The following is a 23,365-nucleotide window of genomic DNA, read 5'->3' as shown; positions in this document are numbered from 1 at the left end:
CGCTCCGCGTCCGCTTTGGGACGCGGAGCGTCCCGGGCTGCATTCCCACGCGGAGCGTGGGAACGATCATCAACACAGAGCGTGGGAACGATCGTTACGCGACCGGCGGCAACCGCCACTCAATTGGCGTTTCGCCATTCTGTTCCAGAAACTTGTTGGTCCGGCTGAAGTGCCCGCAACCGAGAAATCCGCGATAAGCGGACAGTGGCGACGGATGCACCGAGGTCAGCACTAGGTGCTTGGTGGCATCGATCAGTTTCTGCTTACTCTGGGCATGGGCGCCCCACAGCATGAACACCAGATGCGGTTGCTGTTCACTGACCACTTCAATGATCCGATCGGTGAAAAACTGCCAGCCCTTGTCCTTGTGCGCATTGGCGTTGGCGCGCTCGACGGTCATGGTGGTGTTGATCATCAGCACGCCCTGGTCGGCCCAGCTTTGCAGGCAGCCGTGGCTCGGGATGTCGATGTTCAGATCGCGTTTCAACTCTTTATAGATGTTCACCAGTGACGGCGGCGCCGGCACGCCTGGTTGCACCGAGAAGCACAGGCCATGGGCCTGACCGGGGCCGTGATACGGGTCCTGGCCGAGGATCACGACTTTGACCTTGTCCAGCGGCGTAGAGTTGAGGGCGTTGAAGATCATCGGGCCTGGCGGATAGATTTCCTTGCCCGCCGCGCGCTCCTGTTGCAGGAATGCGCGCAACTCTGCCATGTAGGGCTGGTCGAACTCAGCACGCAGTGCCTCCTTCCAGCTCGGTTCGAGTTTGATACGGTCGTCAGCAGTCATGGTCATACCCGGCAAAAACAATGGGGCGAACCCTAGGAAAGCTGGGCATGCTTGTCAATTGATCTGACGCAGATCCGGCACTTTCCTACTTTGCGATCATACTGAACGCTCAAATTCCTGATCGAGGTCACGATGAATTTGCACTTCGAAGAACTCACCGGCACCGACGGCGCCCGCATCGGCATCGCCAGCCTGGATGCCGAAAAGTCGCTGAATGCCCTCTCCTTGCCGATGATCAACGCCCTGCGCGACCAAATGGACGCCTGGGCCAAGGATCCGCAAATCGTCTGCGTATTGTTGCGCGGCAACGGCGCCAAGGCTTTCTGCGCCGGCGGCGAAGTGCGCAGCCTGGTCGAAGCCTGTCGCAACCATCCCGGCGAAGTGCCGCCCCTGGCCGCGCAATTCTTCGCCGCGGAATATCGTCTGGACTTCAAGCTCCACACTTACCCCAAACCGCTGATCTGCTGGGGCCACGGCTACGTACTCGGCGGCGGCATGGGTTTGCTGCAAGGCGCGAGTATCCGGATTGTCACGCCGAGCAGTCGCCTGGCGATGCCGGAAATCAGCATCGGCTTGTACCCGGACGTCGGCGCCAGTTGGTTCCTGTCGCGCCTGCCCGGCAAGCTCGGGTTGTTCCTCGGCCTGACCGGCGCGCATATGAACGCGCGGGATGCGATCGATCTGGATCTCGCGGATCGCTTCCTGCTGGAGGAACAGCTAGAAGAACTGGTCGAAGGCTTGCTGCAATTGAACTGGCAGGAACAGACGTCGATGCAGCTCAACAGCCTGCTCAAGGCGTTGCAGCAAGAAGCCGTCGCGCAGATGCCCGAAGCGCAATGGCTACCGCGCCGTCAGCAGATCGACGAACTGCTGGATGTCAGCGATGTGCGCTGCGCCTGGAAAGCCATCAGCCATCTGCGCAATTCCACTGACCCGCAGCTCAGCCGCGCCGCGAAGACCATGTCCGAGGGTTCACCGGTGACCGCTCATCTGGTCTGGGAGCAAATCGTCCGGTCCCGGCATCTGTCGTTGGCTGAAGTCTTTCAGATGGAATACACCCTAAGCCTCAACTGCTGCCGTCATCCCGAATTCAGCGAAGGGGTGCGGGCGCGATTGATTGATAAGGACCAGAAGCCGCACTGGCACTGGCCGGACATCAATAATGTGCCGGATGCGGTGGTGGAAGCGCATTTTCATAAGGTCTGGGAAGGTCGGCATCCGCTGGCGGATTTGTCGGATTACTGAAATCCGCGCACAAAAAAAAGCGGCGCTTGATGCGCCGCTTTTTTGTAGCTGCCTGTTGTGAAAAATCAGCGGTGGTTGCCTCGGCCATCGCGACCGTCGTGATCGCCACGCCCGCCTCGGTGGTCGCCTCGACCACCACGACCACCTCGGTCATTGTTCCAGTTGCCCCGATTGCGGCCATCCCAACCGCCTCGGTCATGTCCTTGCCAGCCACGGTTGTGGGACTGGTAGTAGCGCGGCTGCGCCTGGTAATAACGCGGCGCCGAGTAATAACGCGGGGCCGGCTGGTAGTAACGCGGTGCAGGCTGGTAATAGCGTGGAGCCGAGTAGTAGCTGCCACCGCCCGAGTAGTAAGCCGGCGCGGGGGACGAGTAGACCTCAGAACTGTAGTAGCTGCCTCCATCTCCGTAGGAATAGGGAACGCATGCACCAAGGGAAAAACTCAACACGACCAGCAGAAGAATTCGGCGATACATGGCGGCCTCCTGGACCGCGAGTAGCCACACCAGCGACGCTGGCAGGCGACAGTCAATTGTTGGCGACTGTCGGAAGATCAGACATCGATTTCGGAATCTGGTGCGCATTTGAAACACATTGAAACAAGTCGCCGATGAAAGGTTCTTCATCTTTCCCATAAAAAACGGCGCCTCCGTCAAAGGAGGCGCCGTGCTGATCAATGGCGACCGTAGCGGCCGCCACCGTGGTAATAACCCGGTCCGTGGTTGCCGTAGTAATAGTAGCGATAGCGACCGTAATACCGAGGGTAGGAATAGCCGTAGTAATAGGGCGAGTAGTAGTAACCGGGATAGTAATACGGGGCCGCATAAATATCGGCGGTGCCCGCACCGGCGTAGTAATAGCAACCGGACAGCCCCAAACCCAACACCCCGCCCAGCAGTAGTCGACGAAGCAGTTTTTGATAAACCATGGCGGCCTCCTGAAAGACCCGCGACAGCAGTCGGCACAGGCCCGACTCACACCAGCTTTGACTGTAAAACCGGCACCGAGTGCGCACAGGCAAGAACCTTCGGATCAGCGGCCGATACGGCCCATTGCGGTGCGTTCACGCACCATCTCAAGGCAGTCCACCCTTTCCCTGCTGTACACCAAAATCCCCAAGCGCCCACGCCAGACGCCTCCAGGCCGACTTGGCACGGCTCTCGCTTTAGTAAAAGCGTGCAGGAGTCATCACAGGTTCGCGGCACCACAATTTGCAATGGCTGACTAGGGTTCCGGCTCGCTTAGGCGAGTGGCTGGTCCGAGAGTTGGCGACCTCCAGTTGAGGTTACACGGCGGGACAAAAGCCCGGGAGACAAGCCACCGTTTACGGTGCCGCTGCCTTCCTGTCCGCCCTTAGATCAACTGGAGACCCATCCCATGACCCGACTTCGTTTACCCGCCCTGCTCGCCGCTGCTTTTGCAGCCCTCGTGAGCGTTTCGTCCCAAGCCGCACAGAAAGACCACTTCAGCGTTTGCTGGACCATCTACGCCGGCTGGATGCCCTGGGAATACGCCGGCAGCCAAGGCATCGTCGACAAATGGGCGAAGAAATACGGTATCAAGATTGATGTGGTGCAGCTCAACGATTACGTCGAATCGATCAATCAATACACCGCCGGCCAATTCGATGGCTGCACCATGACCAACATGGACGCGCTGACCATTCCCGCAGCCGGTGGCGTCGACAGCACCGCGCTGATCGTCAGCGACTTCTCAAACGGTAACGACGGCGTCGTGCTCAAGGGCGAAGGCAAGAAAATCACCGACCTCAAGGGCATGGACGTCAATCTGGTCGAACTCTCGGTTTCCCACTACCTGCTGGCCCGCGCCCTGGATTCGGTGGACCTCACCGAGAAAGACCTGAAAGTGGTCAACACCTCCGACGCTGACATCTCGGCGGCCTTCAACACCGATCAGGTCAACGCCGTCACCACCTGGAACCCGATGCTCTCGGACATCAAGGCCAAGCCCGGTGTGACCGAAGTCTTCAACTCCAGCCAGATCCCCGGCGAAATCATGGACATGATGGTCGTCAACAGCGCCACCCTCAAAGACAACCCGGCCCTGGGCAAAGCCCTCACCGGCGCCTGGTTCGAAGTGGTCGAGTTGATGAACGCGAAAAACGCCGCCAGCAAAGCCGCCCTCGAACACATGGCCAAAGCCTCGGGCACCGACCTGGCGGGTTTCCAGTCGCAACTCGACACCACCAAATTGTTCGCCACCCCCAAGGAAGCCCTGGCGTTTTCCACCAGCAAGCAATTGCCGGAAACCATGCGCAAGGTCGCCGAGTTCTCGTTCCAGCACGGCTTGCTGGGTGAAGGCGCCAAGGACACCAGCGCCGTCGGCATGGCGTTCGCCAATGGCGTGACCAGCGGCGACAAAGGCAACCTCAAGCTGCGCTTCGACCCGAGCTACGTGCAGATGGCTGCCGACGCCAAGTTGTAAGACTGGAGGACCTGGCCATGCGCCTGATCAATCGCCACCCGGATCGCCCGAGTCGCTTGCTGTTGGTGATCCTGCCGTTCGCCCTGGTGCTGTTCGCCTACTTCATGGGCTCGGCCGAGCGGCTGACGGACAATCCCAACGACAAGCTGCTGCCGAGCGCCGTGCAAATGACCGATGCGGTAAAACGCCTGGCCTTCACCGCCGACACCCGCACCGGTGACTACCTGCTCTGGCAAGACAGCGCGTCCAGCCTGCGACGCCTGGCCATCGGCCTCGGCATCAGCGCGTTGGCCGGGTTGTGCCTGGGCATGGCGGCCGGCACGTTGCCGTTGTTTGGCGCGCCGCTGTCGCCGTTGCTGACGGTGCTGTCGATGGTGCCGCCGCTGGCGATCCTACCGATTCTGTTCATCGTCTTCGGCCTGGGCGAGTTGTCGAAAGTGATGCTGATCGTGATCGGCATCACCCCGGCACTGGCCCGCGATCTGGAACAGCGCGCCCGGGAGATTCCCGTCGAGTTGCTGATCAAGGCCCAGACCCTCGGCGCTTCGACCTGGACCTTGATGCTGCGAGTGGTGCTGCCGCAATTGCTGCCACGCCTGCTGATCTCGCTGCGGCTGATGCTCGGTTCGGCGTGGTTGTTCCTGATCGCCGCCGAAGCCATCGCTTCTACCGATGGACTCGGCTACCGGATTTTCCTGGTGCGCCGCTATTTGGCGATGGACGTGATCCTGCCGTACGTGGTCTGGATCACCCTGCTCGCCTGGCTGATGGATTGGGGTCTCAAGCGCCTGACTCAGCGTGCGTTTCCTTGGTATGAAGGAGCCCGCGCATGAGCTTCATCACGGTGAAAAATGTCTGGCAGCAATACGCCGATCAGGTTGTTCTTGAAGGGCTGAACCTGACCGTCAACGAAGGTGAATTCTGCACGTTGGTCGGCGCTTCGGGTTGCGGCAAATCGACCTTCCTGCGCCTGCTGCTGGGCCAGGAAAAAGCCAGTCGCGGCGAGATCCTGCTCGATGGCCACGCCCTGGCCGGCGAACCGGATTCGAGCCGTGGCGTGGTGTTCCAGCGCTACTCGGTGTTCCCGCATTTAACCGTGCTGGACAACGTCGCCCTCGGCCTCGAACTGCCCCGCTCACCGCTACTCGGACGCCTGTTCGGCAGCGCGAAAAAAGACGCCCGCGAACAAGCCTCGGTGCTGCTGAATAAGGTCGGCCTCGGCCACTCGCTCGACAAGTACCCGGCGCAACTCTCCGGCGGCATGCAGCAACGGTTGGCCATCGCCCAGGCGCTGATCATGAAACCACGTGTATTGCTGCTCGACGAACCCTTCGGCGCCCTCGATCCGGGTATCCGCAAAGACATGCACGGCTTGCTGCTGGAGCTGTGGCGCGAGACGCAACTGACGGTGTTCATGGTCACCCATGACCTGTCCGAAGGTTTCAGCCTCGGCACCCGCCTGCTGGTGTTCGACAAAGTCCGCGTCGACCCGCACGCCCCCGGCGCCTATGGCGCACGCATCACCTACGACATCCCTTTGAACAGCGACCGCCGCGCCACACGCGCCGCCGTCGATGCCTTGCCGGCTCATCTGGCGGGCACGCTTCGTACCGCTTAAGAGGATTTTGCCCATGACTGATTCGACCCAACTGTTCCCGCCCTTCGCCGAAGAAATGCTTCCCGGCGGCGGCCATCGTTCCTTCGTGTTGAAACGCGGCCAATTGCTGCGCCTGACCGACCTGGGTGGCGGCGCCAACGTCAGCCTGACACTGCTCAACGCCAACGAAAAAACCGAACGCCTGAACCTGCCCGACAGCCTCAAATGCCAACACACCGCCAAGCTCACCGCGGGCCATTGCCTGTACTCGGACATGGGCCGAGTACTGGCGGCAATCACCGCCGACACTTGCGGCTGGAGCGATAGCCTCGGTGGCGTGCTCTGCGCTGAAGAAGTCGCAGAAAAATACGGCGCCGGCCGCTATCAGGAACTGCGCAACGGCTTCTTCCGCAACGGCACCGACAACCTGTTGGTGGAACTGGGCAAGTGGGGGTTGGGCCTGTCGGATTTGCTCATGACCCTCAATTTGTTCAGCCGGGTGAACGTCGATGAGGCTGGGCGCTTCCACTTCGTCGAGGGCAATTCCAAGGCCGGCGACTACATCGAGTTGTACGCGCCGATGGACACGCTGGTGGTGCTCACCGCGCTGCAACATCCGATGGATCCGTCGCCCGAATATGCACCAAAACCCTTGAAGCTGAGCTGGATGAACGCCGACCCCAGCGTCGCCGAACACTGCCGCACCTCGCGCCCGGAAAACGAGCGCGGCTTTATCAACACCGACCGTTTGTTCGCCTGAGGATCGCTGCCATGTCACTCGCTATTGCCACAACTCAAATGCAGCCAGAAACCGCGGTCTACCGCGCCACCATCCCCGCTGGCGAACCCTGGCTGATGGAGGTCAAGGCCGGCCAGACCTTGCGCATCCTCGACCTGGAAGGCAATCAAGCGGTCGATACTTTGTTCTACAGCGTCGCCAATCCGAAGGAACGCTACGACGTGCAACGCACCCTGCGCCGACAGAACAGCGTCTATTTGAGCACCGGCAGCGTGCTCTATTCCAACCTCGGCCAACCGATGCTGACCATCGTCGCCGACACCTGCGGGCGTCACGACACCCTCGGCGGCGCCTGCGCCCAGGAGAGCAACACCGTGCGTTATGCGTTGGAGAAACGCTACATGCACAGCTGTCGCGACAACTACCTGCGGGCCTGCGTGCACGACGGGCGACTCGGTAAGGGCGACATCGGACCGAACATCAATTTCTTCATGAATGTGCCGGTCACGGCGGACGGTGGGTTGACGTTTGAGGACGGGATTTCGGCGCCGGGCAAGTACGTTGATCTGCGGGCGGAGATGGACGTGATCGTGTTGATCTCCAACTGCCCGCAGTTGAACAACCCGTGCAATGCGTACAACCCGACACCTGCGGAGTTACTGGTATGGAACTGAAATTGACGCGGTTGCGTAAATGGTTGTTTGCCTTGTGCCAGGCCCGCTCAGGCCAGTGCCTGGCCAGGCAACGAGGTCCCTTATAGCAGCTGGCGAAGCCTGCGTTCGAGGGCGAAGCGCTCGCAAATCCGGGTACCTCATTCTGTCAGCACGATCGAGCTGTCTGAATGGGCGACCGCTTCGCGGCCGAACGCAGCCTGGCGGCAGCTGCTACAAAAATGCGCATCAACTTCAGCAGCCCGGGACGGCCCGGGTGCCTTTCGAAAAACTGCGGGACGGCCCGCATCCCAGGTCGAGGCTGATGCGTTATCGCCTCCGGGGGTTTTGCCATGTTCGAAAAAGTCCTGATTGCCAACCGTGGCGCCATCGCCTGCCGCATCCTGCGCACCTTGGGTGAATTGCAGGTCAAAGGCGTCGCCGTGTACTCCGAAGCCGATGCCGCGAGCCTGCACATTCTGCAGGCCGATGAAGCCCACAGCCTCGGTGAAGGCGCAGCCGCCGGCACCTATCTGGCGGTGGATAAAATCCTCGCCATTGCCCAATCCACTGGCGCCACGGCGATCCATCCCGGCTATGGTTTTCTCTCGGAAAACGCCGGGTTCGCCGAAGCTTGTGAAGCGGTCGGCATTGCCTTTATTGGGCCGACGCCGGAGCAGCTGCGAGTGTTCGGCCTCAAGCACACCGCCCGCGCCTTGGCCAAGCAACACGGCGTGCCGATGCTGGTCGGCACCGAGTTGCTCGACAGCCTCGAAACGGCGTTGATTGCCGGCGAACAGGTCGGCTATCCAGTGATGCTCAAAAGCACCGCCGGCGGTGGCGGCATTGGCATGCGCGTGTGCCGCAGCGCGGCCGAGTTGAGCGAATCCTTTGAAGCGGTCAAACGCCTCGGCCAGAACAATTTCAGCGACGCCGGGGTGTTCATCGAGAAGTACATCCAGCGTGCCCGGCATCTGGAAGTGCAGGTATTTGGCGACGGTCGCGGCGAAGTGATTGCCCTCGGTGTGCGCGACTGCTCGGTGCAGCGACGCAACCAGAAAGTCCTCGAAGAAACCCCGGCACCGAACCTGCCCGAGGGCATGGCTGAGGAGCTGTGTGCGGCGGCAATCAAACTGGCGAAAGCGGTTAACTACCGCAGCGCCGGGACTGTGGAATTTGTCTTCGACAGTGAAGACCAGCGCTTCTATTTTCTGGAAGTGAATACCAGGTTGCAGGTGGAGCACGGCGTCACCGAACAGGTGTGGGGCGTGGACCTGGTGCGTTGGATGGTGGAACTGGCGGCGGGTGATTTGCCGCCGCTTCGTGAGTTAAGTAAAGGTTTGAAAGCGCACGGCCATGCGATTCAGGCACGGCTGTACGCCGAAGATCCGGGTCGGGATTTCCAGCCAAGTCCTGGGCTGCTTACGGCAGTGAACTTCCCCGCTGCTGACGGCAAGCACCTGCGCATCGACACCTGGGTCGAGGCCGGTTGCGAGATCCCGCCGTACTTCGACCCGATGATCGCCAAGGTCATCAGTTGGGCGCCAACCCGTGATCAAGCCGCTGCCGATCTGCATCAGGCCTTGGGCGACAGCCTGCTGTACGGGGTGGAAACCAATCGCGATTATTTGCGGCAGATTTTGCTCGACGCGCCCTTCGCCAGTAGTCAGCCGTGGACGCGGTGCCTGGAAAGTCTGGTGTATCAGGCGAACACCTTTGAAGTGTTGAGCGCCGGGACGCAAACCAGCGTGCAGGACTATCCCGGTCGCCTCGGCTACTGGGCGGTGGGCGTGCCGCCGTCGGGGCCGATGGACAGTCGGGCGTTGCGCTTGGGCAACCGATTGCTGGGGAATGACGAGGGTTTTGCGGCACTGGAAATCACCATGAGCGGGCCTTTGCTGCGTTTCAATTGCGACGCGGTGGTGGCGGTTACGGGGGCGGTGATTCCGCTGACGTTGAACGGTGAAGTGGTGCCGATGAACACCGTATTGTTGATTCCGGCAGGGGCTACGTTGAGTCTCGGCACCATCGCCGGTGCCGGCGCACGCAGCTATTTGTGCCTGCGCGGCGGGCTGCAAGTGCCGGACTATCTGGGCAGCAAAAGCACCTTCACCCTCGGCCAGTTTGGTGGGCATGGCGGCCGAGCGTTGCGGGCCGGGGATGTGTTGCATGTGCCGGTTTTAAGTGACCATAGCGCCGGGCAATGCCTGGAGCCTGTCGCCGAGTTGCCCGAACTGCGCAAAATTCGAGTGATTTACGGCCCTCACGGGGCGCCGGAATACTTCACCGAAAACTACATCGGCACCTTCTTCGCAACGCAGTGGGAAGTGCATTTCAACTCCAGCCGTACCGGCGTGCGGTTGATCGGGCCGAAGCCGGAATGGGTGCGGGCCGACGGCGGCGAGGCCGGGCTGCATCCGTCGAATATTCATGACAATCCGTATGCGATTGGGGCGGTGGATTTCACTGGGGATATGCCGGTGATTCTTGGGCCGGACGGGCCGAGCCTGGGTGGGTTTGTGTGCCCGGTAACGGTGATCGAGGCGGACCTTTGGCAGTTAGGGCAGTTGAAGGCTGGGGACAAAGTGCAGTTCCTCCCGATCGATCTAAAGACCGCCCGCAGCCTCGCCTTGGAATGGAATCCCTGTGGGAGCGAGCTTGCTCGTGATGGCGGCGGCACCTCCAACAATGTTGTGACTGACACACCGCTATCGCGAGCAAGCTCGCTCCCACAGGAAGTAGTGTCGCCTGTTGTGTTGGATATCGGTCTGGGTGATACGCGGTTGGTTGCCAGGTTGTCAGGGGATACTCACCTTCTGCTGGAAATCGGCGCCCCGGAACTGGACCTCGTCCTGCGCTTCCGCGCCCACGCCTTGATGCAAGCCCTGGAAAGCAAAGACCTGCACGGCGTCATCGACCTGACCCCAGGCATCCGTTCCCTGCAAGTGCACTACCAACCCGAGCAACTCCCCCTCGCCGACCTGCTCGGCATCGTCGCCGGTGAATGGGACGCCGTGTGCGCCGCCAAGGACCTGCAAGTGCCGTCGCGCATCGTCCATCTGCCGCTGTCCTGGGACGACCCGGCGTGCCAATTGGCGATCGAGAAATACATGACCACCGTGCGCAAGGACGCGCCGTGGTGCCCGAGCAATCTGGAGTTCATCCGTCGCATCAACGACCTGCCGAACCTCGACGAAGTGCAGCGCACGGTGTTCGACGCCAGCTATCTGGTGATGGGCCTCGGCGACGTCTACCTCGGCGCCCCGGTCGCCACCCCGCTCGACCCGCGCCATCGGCTGGTGACCACCAAGTACAACCCGGCTCGCACCTGGACCGCCGAGAACTCGGTGGGCATCGGCGGCGCCTACATGTGCGTCTACGGCATGGAAGGCCCCGGCGGTTATCAGTTTGTCGGGCGCACTTTGCAGATGTGGAATCGCTACCGCGAAGTCGCGGCGTTCGACGGCAAACCGTGGCTGCTAAGGTTCTTTGATCAGATTCGCTTCTACCCGGTGAGCGCCGATGAGTTGCTGCGCATTCGCCGGGATTTCCCCCTCGGGCGCTTCGAGCTGAACATCGAGCACAGCCAGTTGAACCTGGCGGATTACCAAGAGTTTCTGGCGAAAGAAGCCGAGAGTATCGCGGCGTTTCGCGATCAGCAGAAGGGCGCATTCAACGCCGAACGCGAGCGCTGGATCGCCAGCGGCCAGGCGCATTTCGACAGTGAGGAATTGATCCCGGAAGCGACCGAAGACCCACCGCTGGCCAGTGGTCAACTGAGCGTCGACAGCCACATTGCCGGCAACCTCTGGCAGGTTCAGGTTGAAATCGGCACACGGGTTGAGGCCGGGGATGTGCTGGTGATTCTGGAGTCGATGAAGATGGAAATCCCGCTGCTGGCGCCGATGGCCGGGGTGGTGCGCAAGATTCTCGTGCAACCGGGTTCGGCGGTGCGCGCCGGGCAGCGGGTCGTGGTGCTGGACCTCGACTGAACTCATTTTGAAAAGGATCGAATCATGAACTTCAATCTGCAACTCGACGCCCTGCGCAGCGCTTATCGCGATGGCCAGACCACCCCTCGGCAACTGCTGCTCGGCCTGCGGGACAAAGCGGCGGCGCTGAACCCGGATTATCACCTGTTCATCCACTTGCTCAGTGTCGAAGAACTGGAACCGTACCTCGCCGCGCTCGACGGTCGCGATCTCGACAGCCTGCCACTGTACGGCGTGCCGTTCGCGATCAAGGACAACATTGACCTGGCGGGCATTCCCACCACGGCGGCATGCCCGGCATTTGCCTATGTGCCGCAGCGTTCGGCGACCATCGTCGAGCAGTTGCTGGCACTGGGGGCGATTCCGCTGGGCAAGACCAATCTCGATCAGTTCGCCACGGGATTGAATGGCAGTCGCTCGCCTTATGGCGCGTGCCCGAACAGCGTGTTGCCGGAGTATCCGTCGGGCGGGTCCAGTGCTGGATCTTCGTTGGCGGTGGCGTTGGGTGTGGCGAGTTTTTCCCTTGGGACGGACACGGCAGGTTCCGGCCGGGTGCCAGCGGCGCTGAATAATCTGGTGGGGTTGAAAGCCACCAAAGGACTGATTTCCACGGGCGGCGTGGTGCCAGCCTGTCGCACGCTCGATTGTGTGACCACCTTTACCGCCACCGCGCGGGAGGCCAGCCAGTTGCTGGCGCTGACGGCGCATCTCGATCCACGGGACACCTATAGCCGCAGCAATCCGCTGTGGAATGACGGCTCGGCATTCGGTGCGCCGCGCCCCTTCCGTTTCGGCGTGCCTCGTGCGCAGGACCTGGAGTTTTTCGGCTGCCCGGAAGGCCCGTTGTTGTTCGGCGATGCCATCGACCAGCTCAAGGCCATGGGCGGTGAAGCGGTGGAGCTGGACCTGTCACCGTTCCTCGAAGCAGCGCAGTTACTGTATGAAGGACCGTGGGTCGCCGAGCGCTACAGCGTGGCCGGCGAGTTGATGGAGCAAAACCCCGAAGCGGTGTTGCCGGTGATCCGCGCAGTACTGGCCAAGGCCCCGGCTGTGACCGGCGTGCAGACCTTCCGTGCGCAGTATCGACTGCAAACTTTGAAAGCCCTGTGCGACAAATCCCTGGACGGTCTCGATTGCGTGCTCACGCCGACCATCGGCCGCCCCGTCACGTTGGCGGAACTGGCCGCCGAACCGGTGCTGCGCAATTCCGAATTGGGCTATTACACCAACTTCATGAACCTGCTCGACTACGCCGCCGTCGCCGTGCCCAGCGGTTTTATGGGCAATGGTTTGCCGTGGGGCGTGACGCTGTTTGGCCGGGCGTTTACCGATCAGTATTTGTTGAGCGTGGCGGATGGTTTGCAGCGTCTGCAAGGTTTGGCGTCGCCTGCACCAGCGGCGGTTGCCCGCAATGATCGCGCACGGCTGGTGGTGTGTGGCGCGCACCTGGATGGACTGGCGCTGAACTGGCAACTGAAGCAGCGTGGGGCTCGGCTGGTGGAGACAACGTTGAGTTCGCCGGACTATCAACTGTATGCGTTGGCCGGTGGTCCGCCGTTTCGTCCGGGGATGGTGCGAGTGAAGGACGGGGGCGTGGCGATTGCGGTGGAGGTTTGGGAACTGCCGAGCAGTGAGCTGGGGTCATTTTTGACCGGAATTCCGGCGCCGCTGGGGTTGGGCAAGGTGCAACTGGCGGATGGGCGCTGGGAGAGTGGGTTTATCTGTGAGGCTTATGGGCTTGAGGGCGCGGTGGAAATCAGCCATCTCGGTGGGTGGCGTGCTTACCTCGCCAAGTGATCGTTCCCACGCGCGCGTGGGAATGCCGCCCGGGACGCTCCGCGTTCCTTCGCAAGCGTGACGCAGAGCGTCACCGGATGCATTCCCACGCGGAGCGTGGGAACGATCAAGCAGGAGCGTGGGATTCGGGGCAGTTATTTGCGCGCACTCCCACTAGAATGCATGCCATCGGGTTACTGCCAACGGAACTACCATGCCGCTTCGCTCGCCGCTGTATTCCCAACGTTCGTTGGTCCTCACGCTGATCGCGTTGTTGGGCGCCGGTTTCCTCGCCACCTCCTTTCTCAGCTACTACGCCTCGCGAGCGTCGATCCGCGACAGCATCGTCAACACCGAGTTGCCCCTGACGTCCGACACGGTCTATTCGGAAATCCAGAAAGACCTCGTCAGACCGATCCTGATTTCCTCGATGATGTCCCGCGACACGTTCATGCGCGACTGGGTGGTCAACGGCGAGCACGATCCCGATCAGATGACCCGCTACCTCAATGAGGTCATGACCCACTACGGCGCCTATACCGCATTCTTCATCTCCAACAGCAGCCTGACCTACTACCACGCCAAAGGCGTGCTCAAGCAAATCAAAGTCGACGAGCCGCGGGACGCCTGGTACTTCCGCGTTCGCGACATGAAAGAGCCCTACGAAATCAACGTCGACCCGGACCTGGCCAACAAGGACAACCTGACGGTCTTCATCAACTACAAGGTCTATGACTACAACAAACGCTTCATCGGCGCGGCCGGCGTCGGTCTGACGGTGGATGCGGTGATCAAACTGATCGACAAATACCAACAGCGCTATCAACGCAGCGTGTACTTCGTCGACACCTTCGGCCGCTTGGTGCTCACTGGCGCCGAGGGCGGCCCACAAGGCGCACGGGCCGGCCAGCGCCTGGGCGAGCTCGACAGCATGAAAGGCCTGGTCAGCCAGTTGCCCAAGCCCCACAGCGGCAGCTACGAATATTCCGTCCACGGCCAGGGACATTTCCTCAACGTGCGCTTCATTCCGGAGCTGAACTGGTACCTGTTCGTCGATAAACGCGAAGACGGCGCCCTCAGTGAGATCCGCCAGTCGCTGTACCTCAACCTGCTGATCTGCCTGCTCGTCACGCTGATTGTGCTGGCCCTGCTCAACCGCGTGATCAAACGCTATCAGAGCAAGATCCAGGCCCAGGCCACCCTCGACAGCCTGACCGAGTTGCCCAACCGCCGTGGCTTCGACCTGTTGGCGGCGCAAGCGATGCACGAAGCCCAGCGCGAACCGAAACCGCTCACCGCTTTACTGCTCGATCTGGACCATTTCAAGGTATTAAACGACACCTACGGTCACCTCGCCGGCGATCAAGTGCTGATCGGTTTCGCCCGGGACCTGGAAAGCTGCCTGCGCCATTCCGACATCGTCTGCCGCTGGGGCGGTGAGGAATTTATCGTGCTGCTCAAGGATACCGACGGTGAGACCGGTCAGAAAATCGCCGAGAAAATTCGCCAGCATGTAGAAAAACAGCGATATGCCTACAACGGCAAGGACCTGCAGCTGACCGTAAGCATCGGCCTGACCACCCTGCAAGCGGATGAAACCTTGCATACGCTGCTGTCCCGGGCCGATCATGCGATGTACCGGGCCAAACAAGCCGGCCGCAACCGCACCTGCGTGGAAATGCCTCACTCCGTTTATGAATAACCTTGATGAAAAAGCCTGACCTCTGCCCGGCCTGCGGCGCCCCCAACGACTGCAGCCTGGCCGACCCACGAACCGCCGACCGCGCCTGCTGGTGCTACGGCGTCAGCATCGACCCGGCGGTCCTCGAAGCGCTGCCGGCCGAGCTGCGCGACCTCTCCTGCCTGTGCCCACGCTGCGCGCAGGTCGAGGCGCAGTTGCAAGCAGCCGCCTGGCCGATCACGTAAGATGCGCGGCCCTTCTCCATCCGATTTTTAACCGATGCGTGTAGACCGTTTCCTCAGTAACCTGCCGCGCTTCAACCGTAAGCAGGTGCGTCTGTTGCTGGTGGAAAAACGCGTGCGCATCGACGGAAAAGTCGTCAGCGATCCGCACAGCGAAGTGCTGGAATTCAGCCGCGTCGAAGTCGATGAAGATGTGCTGCAAGTCGGCAAACCTGCGCGCTACTTCATGCTCAACAAGCCGCCCGGCTGCGTCAGCGCCACCCGCGATCCGCAACACCCGACCGTTCTGGACCTGATCCACGAGCCCGACAAGGACGACCTGCACATCGCCGGGCGCCTGGACTTCAACACCACTGGCCTGATGATCATCACCAACGATGGCAGCTGGTCGCGACGCCTGACCCAACCGCAGACCAAACTGCCGAAGGTCTATTACGTCGAGACTGAACAGGAGATCGGCCCGGAGTATGCAGTCACCTTCAACGAGGGGTTGTACTTCGCCTTTGAGGATCTCACCACGCAACCTGCCGAGCTGGTGCTGCTCGGGGCGAAGTCCGCGCGGCTGAGCATTGTCGAAGGTCGTTATCACCAGGTGAAGCGCATGTTTGGCCATTTCGACAACAAGGTGCTGCGCCTGCACCGCGAAAGCATGGGCCCGCTGGTGCTCGATAACGCGCTAAAACCGGGCGAGTACCGCGCGTTGCGCACCGAAGAGATTCAATTGATCTAAGCAGGCGACCGCTCAGCAGAAGTTGTCGAACAATTTACGAATGACACTTGCGCGATGCCGTTGCCCCTGCTTGAATCAGGACGTCGGCCAGATTGTGACCGACGAGTCACAACATACTTCTAAGAAACTTTTTGCCGGCAGAGAACCCTCAGGTTCCGTCTTCCACCGGCAGACTGCCCGCCAATAATAAAACCCGTCGACCGGCCTTCAATGGATCGACATGGGCTCCAAATTCCAGGCGAATGCCTACCTGTCACAAAGCTCGTGCAATCTCATTTGCGCGCATACCCGCTTGCCCAGGAGTCTTATGACATGAGGCCAGAAATCGCTGTGCTGGATATACAGGGTCAGTATCGGGTTTACACGGAGTTCTATCGCGCAGACGCCGCAGAGAAGACCATTATTCTGGTCAACGGCTCGATGGCCACGACTGCGTCGTTTGCTCAGACCGTGAAAAACCTTCATCCGCAGTTCAATGTGGTGTGCTACGACCAGCCCTACGCGGGCAAGTCAAAAGCCCACAACCTGCACGAGAAATTGCTGACAAAGGAAGTCGAAGGCCAGATCCTGCTGGAGCTGATCGACCACTTCGCCGCTGAACACGTGCTGTCGTTTTCCTGGGGCGGCGCCGCCACCCTGGTCGCCCTCGCCCAACGGCCACGGCGCATCGAAAAAGCCGTGATCAGCTCGTTCTCCCCAGAGATCAACGAGCACATGCGCGACTATCTGGAACGCGGTGTCGACTACCTCGGCAGCCGTGACGGCGACCGGGTCGGCAACCTGGTGAATAGCACCATCGGCAAACACCTGCCATCGCTGTTCAAACGCTTCAACTATCGCCACGTCAGCACCCTGGCCGAGCACGAATACGGGCAGATGCACTTCCACATCAGCGACCTGCTGCACAGCGATCGCGAGTGCTTTCTCAAAGCCTCGGAAAAAATCAACGTGCCAGTGCTGTTCATGAACGGCGAATGGGACGAATACACCGCCGCCGACGGCGCCCGGCTATTCGCCAACCACGTGCAACACGCCACCTTCAGCACCTTGCAAGCTACCGGGCACTTTCTCGACATGGAACACAAAGCCGCCTGCCGAGACAGCCAAAACGCACTGCTGGGCTTCCTGAAACCGGCGCAATACGCCAGCCGACCGCGTTACCACTACGTCCAGGACCAACATGCATTGGCAATCTGAAACAACGTCATCACGAGCAAGCCCCGCTCTACAGAGCTAAACGCATTCCTGTAGGAGCGAGGCTTGCCCGCGAATGGCCGTCACACGGCCCATGCCTTCGTGTCACCTCGTGCTAAATGCAGCGCACATAAAGAAAAACTTCAAATCCGCGCGCACATCTGGTACAAAGTCAGCCGCTCTGAGCGGGTGTCGTATAATGGCATTACTCCAGCTTCCCAAGCTGATAACGAGGGTTCGATTCCCTTCACCCGCTCCAATCGAATTTTGGTCTCACGTTGAAGGGTTTTTGACGGGGGATTTAGAGATAGAAAAAAACCGGTCCGATGTGGCCGGTTTTTTTATGTCTTGAATTTGAGTTGTGTGAGCGCGTCAGGGCTTTCACCAAATTCATGTATTCGTTGAAGCTGATCGAACAGGTCATCCGCCATGTGCGACAAAATGTGTGGACAAAAAAACCGCAATGGTAGGGCAGTTTTTCGTCGCAAGCTCGGTTAGTAGCCAAGCGGCAATCCTCACAGCGACTTTCAACGTGAATTGAGTCCACGTTCGAGTACATGGATGCGCAAGAAACAAATCTGTCATCTTTTCTCTGAGTACGCTTTTACCTGACCACGGCCCTTCGCGCTTGAGACAAATTTTCCAGTAGTCTTGCGGAGAGATTCCATGCCGTGCTCCATTAGCCAATCTGACCGCTTACATGAGATGTAAAGCTGGATAGAATTGTGAGGAGATTCACAGGAGAGTGGCGGATATCCGAGATCGCCTCACGTGTATGGCATGCGGTACGGTAAACAAGGAGCAAAAACGGTAAGCGACCAGTTACTTGAAAAAGGTTCTCTATCAGTGCTAGAAGACAAAAAGCTTGGTATGACGGCAGAAGAGCAAGGCCTATGGGATGAGGCGATTAGGTTTGCCCGATCAAACAAGAAGACGATCGGCAAGAGACTCACAGATAGGGACAGATATCCGCCCGAAACAGAGCCTGTATCGGTTTTCATGGCAGGGTCGCCCGGCGCGGGCAAAACGGAAGCATCCGTAGCCCTCCTGAACTTTTTCTGCGATACCGCCATCCTACGAATTGATCCGGACGAGCTCAGAAACGAATTTGAAGGATACCAGGGTGGCAATGCCTGGCTTTTCCAAGGAGCGGTATCAATTCTTGTTGGAAAGCTGATTGATCTCGCATTAGATCGAAAGCAATCTTTCCTGCTGGACGGGACGCTTTCAAATATCGAGATTGCCAGGAGTAATGTCGAGCGGTGCCTGGGCAAAGGGAGATTCGTGCAAATTCTTTACGTCTATCAAGACCCTAGGCTTGCATGGTCCTTCGTGAAGGCCCGAGAGGAAGCCGAGGGACGACGGATTCGACCCGAGCATTTCGTCGAACAGTATTTCGCAGCGCGTGACGTAGTGAACACGCTTAAGCTAGAGTTCGGTAAAGATGTTCACGTCGATCTACTTTTGAAGCACATTGATAACTCTGCCAGGCTCTACAAGGCTGGCGTTGACAAGATCGACTACCATATACCCGAGAAGCACACGAGACACGAACTGATGGCCATGCTTGGGATACCAGACGGAGCAAACCCATGTTTACGATGAAATTCGGATCTACAAAAGAATCCTCGAGTCCATTCGCAGACTTCATTCGTAACGCAAAATCTGAAGAAAAGAAACGCGTATACAGTGAGGTTTTGACGGAAGCTACCAAGAAACAGAATGAAATCATGTTGGCAGCACAGGCCAAGCAAGCCTGATCGCGTTACTGAATTTCGAAAAAGCCCGGCCAAACGCCGGGCTTTTTCATTTCTGACGTTTACGTTGTTTCACGCTTCGCCACGTACGCTAATTCTGCTCCTTGCAAACCCCTTAAGACCGCTGATCCCGTGAACAGCCAGTCAGCGCCCGTCGAACCAAGCACAGTCAGCCCTTTTTTTTTCGAACCCCAAAGGGGCGCTTTTTCGAAAAAGCAACGTCCTACACTACTCTAGGAATTGTCCGTAGACTTGCGGATTGCTGCGTTTTCACCATGAAGCCTATAGTCACCCAACGCCAAAATGGCGTGTCGGGTTTGGCGACTCGGCGACATGGTGCAGAAGCTTCCGGGCAATTTCGGAGCGCTTCTGGACGCACTTAGCTACCTGTTTTTGGTAGCTGTGCGTGGGAGATCCTATGATCTGCCGGTTTTACCATGTCCGGTTCGCCAACCCGCGTACAGCTGCCACCCAATTTGTTTGGCGACATCTTGAGTAGTAGCGGTCTTTCAACTACATGGTGATTTTTATGAACGAATACATGGCTCTAACCAGCAACGCCGACGATCTACCTTCCCTGTTCGTCAACACCACCCAACCGCTGCACTCCCTGCTCAGCACTGCCAGTTACAGAATTCGGGCCGTGACGCAGCTCCTCGAAAACCTCGCGATGCGAGGTGACATCACGTCTGATTCGGTGGTCCTCAGCGACTTCGCATTGTTGTGCTGCGTGCCCTTGCGCGACGGTTGCGATGTGCTGGACGTGATCGCACGACGCTTGGATGCGGAATAGTTCTGACGGTTAGATTGGGCGCCTTTTGGGGCGCCCTTTTCGTGCCTGTAGCAGCTGGCGAAGCCTGCGTTCGGCTGCGAAGCAGTCGTTAAATCAGGCGATTCGGTGTATCAGAAAGACCGCGAATTCAGGTTTCACGACTGCTGCGCAGCCGAACGCAGGCTTCGCCAGCTGCTACAAAGAGTGTGTTCCTCCTCGCTTACACATCCATAACGCACATCCCATTTCCCCGCTTCGCCCAACCCGCTAGCATCTCCCTCATCTACAACCACCCTCCCCCTGCGCGGCCATCGACGAATACGCGCCATCACTCTTCGAGGGAAACCAATCGGCCGCACCACCGGTGCCGCCCGTGACGAACTCAATAGAGCAACGCGAACATGACGCAAAACATTTACGACGATCCTGAATTTTTCCAGGGCTACAGCCAGATGGGCCGTTCGATCGGCGGTCTGGATGCGGCGCCGGAATGGCCGGCACTTCAATCCATGCTGCCGCCGATGAAAGGCCTGAAGGTGGTGGACCTCGGCTGCGGGTATGGCTGGTTCAGCCGTTGGGCCAGTGAGCAAGGTGCCCACAGCGTGCTCGGTCTCGATGTATCGGAAAAGATGCTGGAACAGGCGCGCAATACGACTTCCGCTATCAACATCCAATACGCCCGCGCCGACCTTGAACATCTCGACTTGCCTACCGGCAGTTTCGACCTTGCCTACAGCTCTTTGGCGCTGCATTACATCAAGGATCTGCCAGGCCTGTTCGCCAATATCCACGCAGCCCTGAAACCCGGTTCACGCTTTGTGTTCTCCATCGAACACCCGATTTTCATGGCGCCGAGTAATCCCGGTTGGCTGATTGATGGCGAAGGTCGCAAGCGTTGGCCCCTGGACAGTTATCAGCTGGAAGGTGAGCGGGTGACTAATTGGTTGGCTGAGGGTGTGATCAAACAGCACCGGACGGTGGGGACTTTGCTGAATACTTTGATAGCGGCGGGATTCACGATTCAGCACGTCAATGAATGGGGCCCGAGTGATGCCGAGGTGGCAGCGCAGCCTGCTCTGGCGGAGGAGCGTGAGCGGCCGATGATGATGTTGGTGGCGGTGGGACGTTGATACTTAAATAGAACGAACACTGATGACTCTGTGGCGAAGGAGCTTGCTCCCGTTGGGCTGCGAAGCGGCCCCAAAAGAAGGGGACTGCTGCGCAGTCCAGCGGGAGCAAGCTCCCTCGCCACAAGTTCAGTGTGACATCCGCTTTTACCGCGTCGCGACAATGAACAACCGTGGAAACGGCAACAACACCGTCCCATCCTCCAACGCCGGATAAGCCTGCTCAATCGCCGCCAGATACTGCTTCAAATACTCCGCCCGCTCGCCCTCATCCAGCGGATCGAGAAACGGCCGCAAGCCACTGCCCTTGAACCACTCCACCACGCCCGAAGCCCCACCCGCCAGCGGATGATGATAGGTCGTGCGCCACACATCGACGCGCTTACAGTGTGGCCGCAGCATCGAGTAGTAAGCGCTGGCGCTGGCCATTTCCGTCCGCTGCCCGGCAGCGTCCGCCAACTTGCTGGCCCACGGGCCATTGGCGGCGACTTCGCGCATCAGCCGATGGGACGGTTCGTTGAGGTTATCGGGCATTTGGATCGCCAGGCTGCCACCCTTGGTCAATCTGCCGGCCAGTGAGGGCAATAACGTCGCGTGATCGGGCAACCACTGCAACACCGCGTTGGCGAAGATAACGTCGAACGGGCCGCTATCGTTCCAGGTTCCGATGTCAACGGTGTCGAACTGCACTTGCGGCAAGCGCTTGCGGGCGGCTTCAATCATGTCGGTCGAACTGTCCACACCCTGCACCATGGCATTGTCGAAGCGCTCCACCAGCAACTCAGTTGAATTGCCGGGGCCGCAACCGATGTCGATGACCGAGCGCGCGTCCACGGGCGGGATCGCCGCGAGCAGATCCCGGGCTGGGCGGGTGCGTTCATCTTCAAAAGCGACGTATTGCTTGGCGGACCAACTCATTGCGTTCTCCTGTCGAAGGGTTGTCCTGGCCTGGGCCCACAACCGGTTCGCTACGATACCCCGACCCACGCACCAGCCCTATTCGACATATGTAACACGGTGGATCTGAAGCGGGATTTTCTTATCGCCAAATCATAGCGAACCATAACCAAATCGACCGTTCGTCTAGCGAACAGCCTATCAATTTTGACAGCCTGTATTTCGCATCTATAGTCCTAATCGCGGCCAGTCGGAAGGAACCCGACCTATTAATTTGCACGCAAGGAGCAAGGCCAACTCGTGCCTCGTGCATGGTGGGTTCCGCCCGTAGTGTTTCAGCAACGGCCGCAAGGCAAGCAAGCGTTGTCGTGCCTGGAAAATTGCCAGGCACTCACTATGAACAAGGAGCTTTACTATGTCTCGAGTCACGGATGTGCTGGTCTCTATCGACACCGAAACCATTCTGAAAAACTACCCGAACATCAGCAAAAACCCTGCTTCGCCAACGATGATCGACGTTAATCATGTGTACATGGTGACCAACCAGAACAACGTAGTGAGTGGCCAGGCCGGTGGCGAACTCAACTTGAAAGCTCAGGTGGGCGACTTGATTCGCTGGCGTGAAACCAGCCTGTCGCAGAGCTTCGAGACCGCGGTCATTTTCTACAAGTTCATTGGTAACGTCGGCAGCGAGTTGATCTCCACGCCTACGCCACGCAAGGCTACGGCCTGCGTCGCCGTCCCTAACACCAGCAACCCATCGGTGCCAAGCTGCCAGAAAGTCGATAACCATTACTGGTCGTCGGAAACACTGTCGTGCGGTAGCGTGACCTATCACTTCCATTTTCTGATCGTCGATCGCGACTGCAAAATCGTCGGCTGCTGCTCGTGGGATCCGTTCATCACCATCCGTAACTGACGAAGGCTGGCCCCTTGGCGACGAGGGGCCAACCCCGTTCATTGCCGTTTCGGCAGGAACAGGATGTCTTGCATGAACCGAAGCGGCTGCCCGTGTTGTGCCAACATCATGAAAGGAATCCATGATGACTTCCGAACCGATCAAATCACCTTCTTCCAGTGTCGCGACGGCCAACAATGTGTTGCTGATCGTCGATGCAGAATCGCTGCTGGCAAAGTATCCGACACCCAGTCTTGAGGCTGGAACACCGACGACGATCAGCAATGGATTCATCTTCGTTGTCAGTGGAAATGGCATCAGACAAAACGTCAAAAATGACAGTAAATTGACATTAACCGCCAACAACGGAAAAACCTTTCATATTCGCGGCAGAACCGTGAGCCTGATCGCTGAGCACAGCGTGGTGTTCTACGACATGTCCGTGGGCGATACCCCTGTGCTCTCCCCGGCCAATCTACTGGTTCATACCGGCCTCACTGTGCCGGCCCCCGATCCGGCCAACCCGACCAAACCCGGCAGCCACCTGGCCGATGATCACTATTGGGAGTGCTCGCAACTGACCACAGGTGTGGCCGCCTGCGAATTGAGCTTCATGCTGGTTAACCAGCAATGTGAAGCGGTGGGGTATTTCAGTTGGGCGGTTGAGGTGACGCTTTCTGCCTAAGCCACTTGGCCATGATGTAGCAGCTGGCGAAGCCTGCGTTCGGCTGCGAAGCAGTCGTGAAATCAGACAATCTGGTGCTTCAGGAAAACCGTGCACTCAGGATTTACGACTGCTTCGCAGCCGAACGCAGGCTTCGCCAGCTGCTACA

22 protein-coding genes, 1 tRNA gene and 1 riboswitch are annotated in these 23,365 nt (G+C 59.2%); of the genes, 19 read left to right on the top strand and 4 right to left on the bottom strand.

Annotated features, from left to right (window positions below; genetic code table 11):
* Positions 1 to 94: 94 nt before the first annotated feature.
* Positions 95 to 790 (bottom strand): uracil-DNA glycosylase, encoded by a 696-nt coding sequence (ung, locus tag ACA071_RS06955; RefSeq protein ID WP_497643700.1) that lies wholly within the window; start codon positions 788 to 790, stop codon positions 95 to 97.
* 132 nt (positions 791 to 922) lie between these two features.
* Between ung and dspII the strand changes: the two genes are divergently transcribed.
* Positions 923 to 2,035 carry an enoyl-CoA hydratase/isomerase DspII gene (gene dspII, locus ACA071_RS06950; protein ID WP_497643699.1) on the top strand — a complete coding sequence of 371 codons (1,113 nt, stop codon included), beginning with the start codon at positions 923 to 925 and terminating at the stop codon, positions 2,033 to 2,035.
* A gap of 65 nt (positions 2,036 to 2,100) precedes the next feature.
* Here the strand turns inward: dspII and ACA071_RS06945 are convergent, their stop codons facing one another.
* Positions 2,101 to 2,511, bottom strand: a complete 411-nt coding sequence (locus ACA071_RS06945) for a hypothetical protein (protein WP_497643698.1) — start codon at positions 2,509 to 2,511, stop codon at positions 2,101 to 2,103.
* A 197-nt stretch (positions 2,512 to 2,708) separates the two neighbouring features.
* Positions 2,709 to 2,963, bottom strand: a complete 255-nt coding sequence (locus tag ACA071_RS06940) for a hypothetical protein (RefSeq protein WP_497643697.1) — start codon at positions 2,961 to 2,963, stop codon at positions 2,709 to 2,711.
* 285 nt (positions 2,964 to 3,248) lie between these two features.
* A riboswitch (guanidine-I (ykkC/yxkD leader) is annotated at positions 3,249 to 3,349 on the top strand.
* Between the two features lie 63 nt (positions 3,350 to 3,412).
* Between ACA071_RS06940 and ACA071_RS06935 the strand changes: the two genes are divergently transcribed.
* The 16 genes from ACA071_RS06935 to ACA071_RS06860 all read left to right on the top strand — a co-directional run bounded on the left by ACA071_RS06935 (position 3,413) and on the right by ACA071_RS06860 (position 20,740).
* A complete protein-coding gene (locus ACA071_RS06935) occupies positions 3,413 to 4,480 on the top strand; it encodes a putative urea ABC transporter substrate-binding protein (protein WP_497643696.1) in 1,068 nt (355 codons plus the stop codon).
* A 17-nt stretch (positions 4,481 to 4,497) separates the two neighbouring features.
* On the top strand, positions 4,498 to 5,313 hold the full coding sequence (locus ACA071_RS06930) for an ABC transporter permease (protein WP_497643695.1): 816 nt from the start codon (positions 4,498 to 4,500) through the stop codon (positions 5,311 to 5,313).
* Positions 5,310 to 6,098 carry an ABC transporter ATP-binding protein gene (locus tag ACA071_RS06925; RefSeq protein WP_497643694.1) on the top strand — a complete coding sequence of 263 codons (789 nt, stop codon included), beginning with the start codon at positions 5,310 to 5,312 and terminating at the stop codon, positions 6,096 to 6,098. Before ACA071_RS06930 ends, ACA071_RS06925 begins: the two co-directional genes overlap by 4 nt.
* Positions 6,099 to 6,111: 13 nt before the next feature.
* On the top strand, positions 6,112 to 6,837 hold the full coding sequence (locus tag ACA071_RS06920; RefSeq protein WP_497643693.1) for an urea amidolyase associated protein UAAP1: 726 nt from the start codon (positions 6,112 to 6,114) through the stop codon (positions 6,835 to 6,837).
* Between the two features lie 11 nt (positions 6,838 to 6,848).
* Positions 6,849 to 7,490: an urea amidolyase associated protein UAAP2 gene (locus ACA071_RS06915; protein ID WP_497643692.1), complete on the top strand. Its 642-nt coding sequence runs from the start codon at positions 6,849 to 6,851 to the stop codon at positions 7,488 to 7,490.
* A gap of 329 nt (positions 7,491 to 7,819) precedes the next feature.
* Positions 7,820 to 11,458, top strand: coding sequence for an urea carboxylase (uca, locus tag ACA071_RS06910; RefSeq protein WP_497643691.1), 3,639 nt, complete (start codon positions 7,820 to 7,822; stop codon positions 11,456 to 11,458).
* A gap of 24 nt (positions 11,459 to 11,482) precedes the next feature.
* Positions 11,483 to 13,255, top strand: a complete 1,773-nt coding sequence (gene atzF / locus ACA071_RS06905) for an allophanate hydrolase (RefSeq protein WP_497643690.1) — start codon at positions 11,483 to 11,485, stop codon at positions 13,253 to 13,255.
* Between the two features lie 193 nt (positions 13,256 to 13,448).
* Complete coding sequence (locus ACA071_RS06900; protein WP_497643689.1) at positions 13,449 to 14,936, top strand: sensor domain-containing diguanylate cyclase; 1,488 nt, start codon at positions 13,449 to 13,451, stop codon at positions 14,934 to 14,936.
* Between the two features lie 5 nt (positions 14,937 to 14,941).
* Complete coding sequence (locus tag ACA071_RS06895; RefSeq protein WP_497645278.1) at positions 14,942 to 15,160, top strand: cysteine-rich CWC family protein; 219 nt, start codon at positions 14,942 to 14,944, stop codon at positions 15,158 to 15,160.
* A gap of 34 nt (positions 15,161 to 15,194) precedes the next feature.
* On the top strand, positions 15,195 to 15,887 hold the full coding sequence (locus ACA071_RS06890) for a pseudouridine synthase (protein WP_497643688.1): 693 nt from the start codon (positions 15,195 to 15,197) through the stop codon (positions 15,885 to 15,887).
* A gap of 312 nt (positions 15,888 to 16,199) precedes the next feature.
* Positions 16,200 to 17,084, top strand: coding sequence for an alpha/beta fold hydrolase (locus ACA071_RS06885; protein WP_497643687.1), 885 nt, complete (start codon positions 16,200 to 16,202; stop codon positions 17,082 to 17,084).
* A 182-nt stretch (positions 17,085 to 17,266) separates the two neighbouring features.
* Positions 17,267 to 17,340 (top strand) — tRNA-Gly (locus ACA071_RS06880).
* A gap of 611 nt (positions 17,341 to 17,951) precedes the next feature.
* On the top strand, positions 17,952 to 18,686 hold the full coding sequence (locus ACA071_RS06875) for a zeta toxin family protein (protein ID WP_497645277.1): 735 nt from the start codon (positions 17,952 to 17,954) through the stop codon (positions 18,684 to 18,686).
* Complete coding sequence (locus ACA071_RS06870; RefSeq protein ID WP_178128987.1) at positions 18,674 to 18,841, top strand: hypothetical protein; 168 nt, start codon at positions 18,674 to 18,676, stop codon at positions 18,839 to 18,841. Before ACA071_RS06875 ends, ACA071_RS06870 begins: the two co-directional genes overlap by 13 nt.
* A gap of 526 nt (positions 18,842 to 19,367) precedes the next feature.
* A complete protein-coding gene (locus ACA071_RS06865; protein WP_054615884.1) occupies positions 19,368 to 19,631 on the top strand; it encodes a hypothetical protein in 264 nt (87 codons plus the stop codon).
* 380 nt (positions 19,632 to 20,011) lie between these two features.
* Positions 20,012 to 20,740 (top strand): class I SAM-dependent methyltransferase, encoded by a 729-nt coding sequence (locus ACA071_RS06860; protein WP_497643686.1) that lies wholly within the window; start codon positions 20,012 to 20,014, stop codon positions 20,738 to 20,740.
* Positions 20,741 to 20,884: 144 nt separating this feature from the next.
* On the opposite strand, the gene tam is transcribed toward ACA071_RS06860, so the two are convergent.
* Complete coding sequence (gene tam, locus ACA071_RS06855; protein ID WP_497643685.1) at positions 20,885 to 21,655, bottom strand: trans-aconitate 2-methyltransferase; 771 nt, start codon at positions 21,653 to 21,655, stop codon at positions 20,885 to 20,887.
* Positions 21,656 to 22,049: 394 nt separating this feature from the next.
* Between tam and ACA071_RS06850 the strand changes: the two genes are divergently transcribed.
* Both ACA071_RS06850 and ACA071_RS06845 read left to right on the top strand, forming a co-directional pair.
* Complete coding sequence (locus ACA071_RS06850) at positions 22,050 to 22,553, top strand: inclusion body family protein (RefSeq protein ID WP_497643684.1); 504 nt, start codon at positions 22,050 to 22,052, stop codon at positions 22,551 to 22,553.
* A 124-nt stretch (positions 22,554 to 22,677) separates the two neighbouring features.
* Positions 22,678 to 23,217 carry an AidA/PixA family protein gene (locus ACA071_RS06845; RefSeq protein WP_497643683.1) on the top strand — a complete coding sequence of 180 codons (540 nt, stop codon included), beginning with the start codon at positions 22,678 to 22,680 and terminating at the stop codon, positions 23,215 to 23,217.
* Positions 23,218 to 23,365 lie beyond the last annotated feature (148 nt).

Source organism: Pseudomonas sp. LBUM1646, from assembly GCF_059716165.1.
This window is presented reverse-complemented; position numbering and strand designations above follow the sequence as displayed.